The 10728-nt window shown below is 75.8% G+C and carries 5 protein-coding genes; 4 read left to right on the top strand and 1 reads right to left on the bottom strand.

The annotated features are described in order from the left end of the window. Positions 1 to 126 precede the first annotated feature (126 nt). The gene (gene rarD, locus KC207_RS08150; RefSeq protein WP_249138633.1) at positions 127 to 1098 is read right to left on the bottom strand and encodes an EamA family transporter RarD; all 972 of its coding nucleotides are present in this window, start codon (positions 1096 to 1098) and stop codon (positions 127 to 129) included. A gap of 53 nt (positions 1099 to 1151) precedes the next feature. On the opposite strand from rarD, the gene ndhC reads away from it, so the two are divergent. From ndhC to KC207_RS08130, 4 genes are all read left to right on the top strand, one after another. Next, positions 1152 to 1517, top strand: a complete 366-nt coding sequence (gene ndhC / locus KC207_RS08145; protein ID WP_211602500.1) for an NADH-quinone oxidoreductase subunit A — start codon at positions 1152 to 1154, stop codon at positions 1515 to 1517. Next, entirely contained in the window at positions 1514 to 2095 is a 582-nt protein-coding gene (locus tag KC207_RS08140) for an NADH-quinone oxidoreductase subunit B (RefSeq protein WP_211602499.1), read from the top strand. Before ndhC ends, KC207_RS08140 begins: the two co-directional genes overlap by 4 nt. Before the next feature lie 205 nt (positions 2096 to 2300). After that, entirely contained in the window at positions 2301 to 4307 is a 2007-nt protein-coding gene (locus KC207_RS08135; RefSeq protein ID WP_211602560.1) for a PhoX family protein, read from the top strand. Between the two features lie 181 nt (positions 4308 to 4488). Continuing rightward, complete coding sequence (locus tag KC207_RS08130; protein WP_211602498.1) at positions 4489 to 10710, top strand: Ig-like domain-containing protein; 6222 nt, start codon at positions 4489 to 4491, stop codon at positions 10708 to 10710. Positions 10711 to 10728: the final 18 nt, after the last annotated feature.

The following is a 10728-nucleotide window of genomic DNA, read 5'->3' as shown; positions in this document are numbered from 1 at the left end:
TGACGCGCGTCGGCCGACCGGGGGGCGGGTGTCTGCGCAGAACCCTCCGGATCCGGAGCGTTCCCGCCGGATCCGGAGGGTTCCGCGGACACCACCCTTCTCCCGCTCGGGGTCGGGCCTCGGGTGTCAGACCGTCGGCTCGGGGCACTCCGCGTCGCGGCGTCGCAGGGCCCGGCGGTGCCGCCGCGCGGCCGTCACCGAGTCGTAGGACAGCACGGCCAGCGCGACCCACACGATGCCGAAGCCGACCCACAGCCGGCCCGAGACGTCCTCCCCGAGGACGAACACCCCGGCGAGCAGCTGGAGCACCGGCGTGACGAACTGGAGCAGCCCGATCGTCACGAGCGGGATCCGACGGGCGGCCGCCGCGAAGAGCAGGAGTGGGACGGCGGTGACGACGCCCGCGAGGACGAGCAGCCCCGCGTGCACGGTGCCGTCGGTCGTGAACGTCGACTCGCCCCGGGTCGTCAGCAGGACGAGCACGACGAGGGCGACGGGGGAGAGGGCGGCCGTCTCGGCGGCGAGCGAGCGCATCGCCGTGAGCGAGGCGCCGACCCGCTTCTTCGTCAGCCCGTAGAGCGCGAACGAGAAGGCCAGCGCGAGGGGGATCCACGGGATGATGCCGCCGGCGACGGTGAGCCACACGGAGGCCAGTGCCCCGATCGACACGGCGACCCACTGCAGCGGACGCAGCCGCTCGCGGAGGACGACGACCCCGAGCGCGACGGTGACGATGGGGTTGAGGAAGTACCCGAGAGCGGCCTCGTAGGTCCGGCCGGTGAGCACCGCGAGGACGTAGACCGTCCAGTTCGTCGCGATGAGCAGTCCGGCGACGGTGATGCCGGCGGTGAGCCGACGGTCCCGCACCACCCGGCGGACCCAGGCGCCGTCGCGGCGGACGGCGAGGACGAGCGCGCAGAAGGCGAGGGTCCACAGGATCCGGTGCGACAGGACCTCGAAGGCGCCCGCGGGGGCCAGGGCGGCGAAGTAGAGCGGGAACAGGCCCCAGATGCCGTAGGCGAGGAACCCGTACGTCGTCCCGCGCCGGACGTCCTGGTCGTCGGCCGCGGGCGCGCTCACCACCCGCTCCGCGACCACCGGGTCATCGTACGGCCGCGCGGCCGGCCCGCCGTCCCGTCTACCCTGGCGGCATGGAGGGATACGTCGCGCTCGCCGCCGTCGCGGCCGCCGGGGTGCTCCTCGTCGTCGCGGGGATGCTCGGCCGGCGGATGCTCGCCCCCCGCGCCGTGACGCCCGAGGGGCGGCTCACGTACGAGTCGGGCGTCGACCCGGTCGGCTCCGGCTGGGCGCAGAGCCAGGTGCGCTACCTGTCCTTCGCCTTCCTCTACGTCGTCTTCGCCGTCGACGCCGTCTACCTCTTCCCCTGGGCGCTCGTCCTGCGGGACGCCGACCTCGGCGTCGCCTCGCTCGTCGAGGTGCTCGTCTTCGTCGGCATCGTCCTGCTCGGCCTCGTCCACGCGGCCCGCCGTGGCCTGCTGCGCTGGGACCTCGGATGAGCGTCGACCTCCCGACGCCGCGGGTCGGGCCCTTGCAGCAGCATGCCCCGAAGCCCGTGCGGGTCGTCCTCAACTGGGGACGCCGGTACTCGCTGTGGGTGTTCAACTTCGGGCTCGCCTGCTGCGCCATCGAGTTCATCGCGACGTCGATGGGCCGGCACGACTTCATCCGGCTCGGGGTCATCCCGTTCGCCCCGGGACCGCGCCAGGCCGACCTCATGGTCGTGTCCGGCACCGTGACGGACAAGATGGCGCCGTCGATCCGGCGCCTGTACGACCAGATGCCCGAGCCGAAGTACGTCATCTCCTTCGGGGCGTGCAGCAACTCCGGCGGCCCGTACTGGGACAGCTACTCGGTGACCAAGGGCGTCGACCAGATCGTCCCCGTCGACGTCTACGTCCCCGGCTGCCCACCGCGTCCGGAGGCCCTGCTCCACGGCATCATCACCCTCCAGGAGCGGATCGCCGCCGAGCGGGTGTCCGGTCGGGCGATCGCCGAGCGGCGCGCCGGCCGGTTCGCCGGGCACCGCGCCGCGACGGCCTCCGACGTCACCCGCGGGCTCGTGCCCAAGCCCTGACCCGCGCGCTGCGCACTCGTCGCCGAGCCCTGACCGGCGCCCTCCGAGCCGGTCACCCGCCCGCCCGCCAACCGTCACCTGACGTTCGCCCCGTGGACCCCCGGCACGGGCCCCGCGCTGCCTAGGTTCGCTCCCGGACCACCACCGACCAGCCAGGGAGAGACCTGCCGTGACCATCGCCCCCGAGAACCGCCGCCTGCTGCCGATGGCGGTGCACGCCCGCGGCAAGCGCTCCGCCGTCACCTGCGAGCTCAAGTGCGGCAACCAGTGCGCCCACGACGTCCCCAACACGAGCGACAACGACTCCTTCCGCGACGTCGCGAGCAGGGCCTTCAGCCGTCGCCGGATGCTCGGTGGGGTCGGCGGCGGCGCGCTCGCGATCGCGCTCGCCCCGTCGATGGAGGCGTCCGCGAAGGGCCGCCCCGCGGGCACCGGCAAGGGCCTGCGCTTCAGCCCCGTCGCGCCGGTCCCGGCCGACGTCGACGCCGTCACCGTCCCGAAGGGCTGGACGTGGAGCCCGGTCGTCCGGTGGGGCGACCCGCTCTTCGACGACTCCGCCGAGTTCGACCCGACCGCCCAGACCGAGGAGTCCCAGCTCGGCCAGTTCGGCTACAACTGCGACTACCTCGACGTCCTGCCGCTCGACGGCAACCGTGGCCGACGGGCCGTCGCCGTCGTCAACCACGAGTACACGAACGAGGGCATCATGTTCCCGCCCGGGACGGACGCCGACACCGTCAAGCGCGTCGCGATGGCCGCCCACGGGCTCTCCGTCGTCGAGCTGCGCCGGCAGGCCCCCGGCCGCCCCTGGGAGTACGTCCGCGGCGCGCGGCTCAACCGCCGCATCCACGTGCAGACCCCCTTCGCCCTCACCGGTCCCGCCGCGGGCAGCGACCTGCTGAAGACCGCGGACGACCCGGTCGGCCGCACCGTCCTCGGCACCCAGAACAACTGCGCCGGCGGCACGACGCCCTGGGGCACCGTCCTGTCCGGCGAGGAGAACTTCAACCAGTACTTCGTCGCGAACGCCACGCCGGAGAACGCCCGGTACGGCATCCCGAGCACCCCGGGCGGGCGCGCCTGGTGGACCGTCGACCCCCGTTTCGACGCCCGGCAGCCCGGCTACGAGAACGAGGTCAACCGGTTCGGCTGGATCGTCGAGATCGACCCGGAGGACCCGGACTCCACCCCCGTCAAGCACACGGCGCTCGGCCGGTTCAAGCACGAGGGGGCGAGCATCCGGATCGCCCGGGACGGCCGCGCGGTCGCCTACTCCGGCGACGACGAGCGGTTCGACTACATCTACAAGTTCGTCTCCCGGAGGACGATGCAGCCCGGCAACGGGAAGAAGGCCCGCGCCCACAACAAGACCCTGCTCACCGAGGGCGACCTCTACGTCGCCCGGTTCGAGGGGGACAGCCCGGCGTCGGAGATCGACGGCTCGGGCGACCTCCCCGCGGACGGTGCCTTCGACGGCACCGGCCGCTGGCTGCCGCTCGTGCGGGACGGCCGCTCGATGGTCGCCGGGATGGGCGTCGCCGAGGTCCTCGTCTTCACCCGCCTGGCCGCCGACAAGGTCGGGGCCACGAAGATGGACCGCCCCGAGGACATCGAGCCCAACCCGGTGACCGGCAAGGTCTACTGCGCGCTGACGAACAACACGAACCGCGGGGTCGGGTCCAACCCCGGCGTCGACGAGGCCAACCCGCGGGTCACCAACCGCGAGGGCCACGTCATCGAGATCACCGAGAAGGGGAACGACGCGGCGTCGCTCACCTTCACCTGGAACCTCCTCCTCGTGTGCGGCGACGAGTCCAGCGCCGGGACCTACTTCGGCGGCTACGACGGGCCGGTGTCGCCGATCTCCTGCCCGGACAACGTCGCCTTCGACTCCACGGGGCAGCTCTGGGTCTCCACCGACGGGCAGCCGGGGACGATCGGGCTCGACGACGCCCTCCACCGGGTCACCCTCGAGGGCCCCGACCGCGGCAAGGTCGAGCAGTTCCTCGCCGTCCCGCGCGAGGCGGAGACCTGCGGACCGGTGATCCACGACCGGGACGGCCTGGTGTTCGTCTCCGTCCAGCACCCGGGGGAGGACGGGTCGTGGGCCGACCAGCACTCCTACTTCCCCGACTACGTCGCCCCCGGGTCGCTCTCCGGCGGCCGGTGGGGCGGGCCCCGCCCGAGCGTCGTGCAGGTGCACCGCGCCTGACCGGCCCCCGAGCGAGCACCCGTCCGCCCCGTCCGCGTCCCGCGGGCGGGGCGGACCCGCGTCCCCCGGCGGGGCCGATCAGCGCCGATTTCGCCGTCCGCCAGGCCCCAGCAGTCGACATCCGTCACAATGGCCGCGGGATCCGAGCGGGCGGACCCCAGCGACCTCAGGACCGGGACCCATGGAGCGACAGCGAGCCGCGGCACGGCCGCCGCTCAGCCGTCGGCTCGCCCGGAGGCCCTCGGGTCGCCTGCCGCGGACCGGCACGGTCGTCGCCACGGTCGTGGCCCTCGTCCTCGGCACGGTCGCCGTCGTCGCGACCCGCAGTCCGGGGTACACGACCGACCACCTCGAGGCGAACGACGGCACCCTCTGGGTGACGAACGACCGGGCGGGCCTCTTCGGCCGGCTCAACGCCCCGGCCGCCCACCTCGACGCCGCCTTCCCGTCCGGCGAGACGGCCCAGACCTACCAGCTCGACGTCGTCCAGGCCGGGGGCGCGGTCCTCACCCGGGACCGCATCACGGGGACGGTCGCCCCCGTCGACGTCCGCTCGGGCACCCTCGTCACCGACCGGGCCGTCTCGCTGCCCGCGACCGCCCCGCTCGCCGTCGGCGGCACGACGGCCGTCGTCGCCGACCCCGAGACCGGGGAGGTCCGGGCGTCGGCCTCGAGCACCGCGTCCCTCGCGGCCGTCGACGGGCTGTCCTCCACGACCGACCCGGTCGCCACCGTGCCGCTCGCCCCCGACGTCACCGGTGACGCGCTCGCCGTGGACGTCGCCGCGGCCGCCGACGGCACGGCCTGGGCGGTCGGCTCCGGAGGGGACCTCGTGACGCTGAGCCCGACCGGCGACGGCCGCTTCGCCCGGGACACCTCCTCCCTCGGGGGCCCGCTCCAGGACGTCCGGCTCGTCGTCACCCCGGACGGCCCGGTGGTCCTCGACACGGTCGGCGGCCTCCTCGCCCGCCCCGACGGCAGCCGCACGCCGGTCGAGGGGGAGCCGCTCGACGGCGGCGTCGTCCAGGAGGGCCTGGCCCGCGACCGCGTCCTCGTCGCGACGCCACGCAGCCTCGTCGAGGTCGACCTCGAGGACGGGACGTCCCGGGCGCTCGCCACCGGCGGCACGGGTCCGGCCGCCGCCCCCGTCGTCCTCGACGGCTGCGCCTACGTCGTGTGGTCCGGCAGCCCGGGACGGGCGGCCACGGCGTGCGACGGCGCCCCCGCGGAGGACGTCGTGCTGGACGACGCGACGACGCTGCTCTCGCCGCACCTGCGGCTCAACCACCGGTCGGTGGCCCTCAACGACTCGGCGAGCGGCGGGGTGTGGTCGCTCGACGACGGCGAACGGCTCGACGACTGGGAGGCCGTCGCGCCGCCGTCCTCGCAGGAGACCCCGGACGACGCCGACGAGCCGACGACGGTCGACCGCAGCAGCCGGCCACCCGAGGCCGTCGACGACGAGCTCGGTGCCCGGCCCGGTCGCTCCAGCGTCCTCCACGTCCTCGACAACGACAGCAACCCCTCGGGCAGCGTCCTGTCGATCACCCGGGTCACGGACGTCCCGGAGGCGGTCGGGAGCGTCGCGATCGCCCCGGACGGCCAGACGGTCCAGCTCACGCTGACCGGGACCGCGTCGGGGGCCGCCTTCGAGTACACGATCGACGACGGGCGGGGCAACGGCTCGACCGCCCGGGTGGTCGTCGCGGCGCGCGGGCCGCAGGAGAACGGCGCGCCCCGGCTGCGTGAGGGATACGAGCCGGAGGTCGTCACCGTCGTGAACCGCGGCTCGGTGAGCCTGCCGGTGGTCGGCGACTGGCGCGACCCCGACTCCGACCCCGTCGCCGTCACTGCGGCCACCGACGGCGACGCCCCGGTGAGCATCACCCCGGACGGACGGCTGCGCTACACCGCCCCGGGTGAGCCGGGGCCGCGGACGGTCGAGTACGTCGTCTCGGACGGGACCGCGGAGAGCACGGGGGAGGTGCGCCTCCAGGTCCTCGAGGCCGCCTCGACGGCGACGACGGCGGCCACCCCGCTGCCCGACGTGGGCCGCGGCGAGGTGGGGACGCCGGTCGTCCTGCGCCCGCTCGAGAACGACGTCCCCGGCACGGACCCGACGACGCCGGCCGCCCGCCTCCAGCTCGCGGGCGCGGTCGTCGCGCCCGACGGGACGACGGTCGAGACGAGCGTCGAGGCCGGCACGGTGACCGTGACCGCGGGAGCGCCCGGGACCTACCTCCTCGCGTACACGGTCCGCTACGGCGACGCCCCCTTCGCCCGGGGTGCCATGCGCGTCGACGTCCGCGCCGCCGCCGACCGCGAGGGGCGGATCATCGCGATGCCGGACCAGGCCGTCGTCAACGGCCAGACCGCGACGATCGTCGACGTCCTCGCCAACGACGTCGACCCCGCGGGCGGCCTGCTCGTCGTCCAGGGGGCCGAGACCGACTCCTCCGACGCCGTCGAGGTGGCCGTCCTGCGGGGACGGTGGCTGCGGATCGCCGCGACCCGCCCCGAGCTGCGCCCCAACCCCGTGCTCGTCCGCTACACGGTGACGAACGGCACCGGCGGGACCGCGAGCGGCGACGTGTCGGTGCTCCAGGTGCCCGAGCCGGCCGACCGCACCCCGGTCGCCGTCGACGACGTGGCGACCGTCCGGTCCGGCGACCACGTGAGCGTGCCGGTCCTCGACAACGACATCGACCCCGCCGGCTCCCCGCTGCGGCTGTCCCCGCAGGTCGCCGGGGCCGCACGCAGCGGGACCCTCCCGGTCCGCGGACCGGACGGGGGCGCGGTCGACGGCGACCCCGGCGCCGCCTACGTCAGCGGGTCGGTCGTGCGCTACCAGGCGCCCGAGGTGACGGCGCAGCGCACGGTGACCGTCGAGTACCTCGTCGAGAACGGCACGGGCGGCCGGGCCACCGGCACCGCACGGATCACCGTGACCCCGCCGCCGTCGGCCGAGCGGCCGAACCGCTCGCCGGCGCCGGCGGCGATCGAGGGGCGGGTCGTCGCGGGCGACACGATCACGGTCTCGGTCCCCGGGTCCGGGTCGGACCCCGACGGGGACTCCACGACCCTCGTCGGGCTGGCCTCGGCGCCGACGCTGGGGCGGGTGCTGTCGCTCACGCCCTCGTCGGTCACCTACCAGGCGTACCCGACGAGCGGCGGCACCGACGACGTCACCTACCTCCTCGGCGACCGCTTCGGGAAGGTCGGGACGGGGACGGTGCGGATCGCGGTGGCCCCGCCCGGGGACCCGCAGCCCGTCGTCGCCGTCGACGACGAGGTGACGGCCGCCCCGGGGGCGGACGTCCTCGTCGACGTCCTCGCCAACGACATCCAGCCGATCGGGGAGCGGGCCGTCGTCGAGCCGCTCGGGGACGCGGGCACCGGCGAGGGTGCCGCGTCCCTCGACCCGGACTCGGGAACCGTCACCGTGACCGCGCCGGCAGCCGAGGAGCCGCGGTCGCTGCGCTACTCCATCGTCGGCGCCAGCGGGGAGTCCTCGGCCGCCACGCTGCGGGTCCGCGGCCGGGAGGGGACGAACCTGCCGCCGGTGCCGCGCAACGCGCTCGCCAACCCGGCTCCCCGGGCCGCGACGGTCGACGTCGACCTCCTCGCCGGGTCCGTCGACCCCGACGACCCGGGCGCCCCGCTCCGCGTGACCCGGGTGTTCGGGGCGCCGGGGGCGAGCGTCGCCGAGGGCGTCGCGACCCTGCCCGTCACCGACCTGCCCCAGGTGCTCGCGTTCGAGGTCGCCGACGCGGGAGGGGCCGCGGCGCTCGGCCTCGTGCACGTCCCGGCCGGTGGGTCCGGTGCGCCGACGGTGCGACCGGGGAGCCTGGTCCAGGTCGACCGGAACGGCACGACGACGCTCGACCTCGAGGACGTCGCGCTCGACCCCGCCGGGGGACCGCTGACCCTCACGACGACCGACCGGCTCTCGGCCTCCCCCGTCGGCAGCGTGCGGGTCGAGGCCGACGGGCCGTCGCGTCTCGTCGTCACGGGTCTCGCCGACTACGTCGGCCCGGCCGCGATCGCCTTCGAGGTGACGACCGGGACCGGCCCCGACGACGCCGGGGCCCGACGCGCGCTGCTCACCGTGCCGGTGCAGGTGGGGCCCGAGACCCCGGTGCTGCGCTGCCCGCAGACCCCCGTCGACGTCGTCGTCGGCGGCCGGTCGAGGCCGCTGTCGGTGGGCGCGCTGTGCCACGTGTGGACGGCCGACCCCGCCGCGGCGGACGAGCTGCGGTTCACGGGGACCTTCGAGGAGGACGTGCCGGGGCTCGTCGTCGAGCGGCCCGACGACGGCACCCTCGTCGTGCGCGCGTCGTCGGCGGCGGTGCCGGGCACGAGCGTGCGGCTGCTCGTCACCGCGGAAGGGACCGAGGCGGTGCCGTCGCCGCTCACCGTGCGCGTCGCCCCCGCCGAGCCGCCGCGGATGGCCCCGGTGACCCTCGCCGGCGTGCGCGCGGGGACGACCCAGACGGTGACCCTCGACGGCTACCTGTCCTCGCAGCTCGGCGACCCCGTCTTCCAGGTCCTCGACGTGCAGCGGGTGTCCGGGGCGGCGACGACGGTCCGCCGCGAGGGCCCGACGACGCTCTCCGTCACGCCGTCGCGCGAGGCGACGGGCCGGGTCGACCTGCGGGTCACGGTGACCGACGTCGAGTCGGCGACCCGGCGGGACCGGCAGACGACCGGCACCATCACGGTGCAGGTCCTCGGCGTCCCGGACGCGCCCGGGGCGCCGGTGCAGACCGGTCCCACCCTCAGCGAGTCCGCCCGGCTGACCTGGCGGGCGCCCGTCGACAACGGGCTGCCGGTCGAGTCCTACGAGGTGGCGTGGGACGGCGGCACGCAGGTCTGCGACGCCTCGCCGTGCCTCGTCACCGGGCTGCGCAACGCCACCCCGCAGCGCTTCACGGTGCGGGCCCGCAACGCCGTGGGCTACGGGCCGCCGAGTGCGACGTCGGCCCCCGTCGTGCCCGACGAGGTCCCGGGCGCGCCCGTCGCGCCGCGGGTGCTCGAGCCGCGCGACCGGACGGTCACCGTCGCCTGGGACCCGGCCCCGACCGGCGGCTCGGCGGTCGACCGCTACCTCGTCACCTGGCCCGGGGGGCGGGCCGAGTCGACGTCGACGACCGTCACCGCCGGCGGGCTCGACAACAGCGTCCCGACGCCGTTCACCGTCAAGGCCCGCAACGACGCCGGCTGGGGCCCGGGCGTCACCGTCGAGGGGCAGTCGGCCGGGGTCCCGCAGACGCCCGCGGCGCCGCGCCTCGAGGTCGCCGAGCTCGCCGGCGGGGCGCGCCAGGCCGTCGTCGCGTCGTGGGACGGGGTGGCGCCGAACGGCCCGGGGGACACCCGCTACGCCCTGACCCGCAGCGGACCGGGCGGCAGCGTCGAGGTCTGCCGGACGACGGCGACCCGCTGCGAGGCGCCCGCGGTCGACAACGACGGCGCGACGTACACCTACCGGCTCACCGCGGCCAACGACGTCGTCGGGTCCCCGGCGGGGCCCTCGTCCTCGCAGCGCGCGGTCGGCACGCCGGGCGAGTTCACCGGCGTCTCCGCCGCCGCCACCGGCGAGGACCGCCGGGTCCGGCTGCGGTTCACCTCGCCCCCGGCGCGCGACGAGTCGGTGACCGTGACGTGCCGGGTGTCCGGCGACCCCTGCGGGGAGTGGACCCTCGGGGCGGAGCCGCGGGCGGTCGACGAGGTCGTCGCCGTCCCGGCCAACGGCTCGACGGCGACGGTGACCCTCACCGCGACGAACACCGGCGCCCTGTCCTCGTCCGCCCAGGTGACCTCGGACGTCGTCTACGGCCCGCTCGGCGCCGTCGACGTCACCGTCCTCGCGACCGTCGGGCCGTACGTGACCTTCTCCGTGGCGGTCGACCCGGCGGGTCGCGAGGCCGACGTCGCCGTCTCGGTCGACGGCGGGGTCCCGGGCACCGCGGACCCCCCGGGTCGGACGACGAGCCGCGGGCCGTGGGCCGGGCAGTACACCGTCAAGGTGGGCTACGACCGCTCGGTGCAGGTCGCCGCGAGCGTGTCCCGCGGCGGGCAGACCCGCGACGGCTCCGCCGGGGCGACGACGGGCACGGCGACGGTGACGGTGAGCGAGACCGACGCCGGGTCCGGGGACGGCCGGGTCACGGTCTCGCTCGACGGTGCCTCGCCGAGCACGGTGATGACGTGCACGATCCGGCGTGGTGGGCTCGGTCTCGGGGACCGGTGGGAGGGGACCGTCGAGACCGACGCCGCCGGGGACGGCAGCCGCGCGGTGCCCGCCGAGGAGCTGACGGTCGGGTCCGGCCGGACCTACGACGTCTCCTGCGACGACACGCGCTCCCCGGCCACACCCGTCGAGACCGAGTGGACGGCACCATGACCCGCACGACGCCTTCCG

Source organism: Phycicoccus avicenniae (genome assembly GCF_018139485.1).
GTDB classification, from domain to species: Bacteria; Actinomycetota; Actinomycetes; order Actinomycetales; family Dermatophilaceae; genus Phycicoccus; species Phycicoccus avicenniae.
Note: the sequence above shows the minus strand (reverse complement) of the source record. Positions and strands in the feature narration are given on the sequence as shown.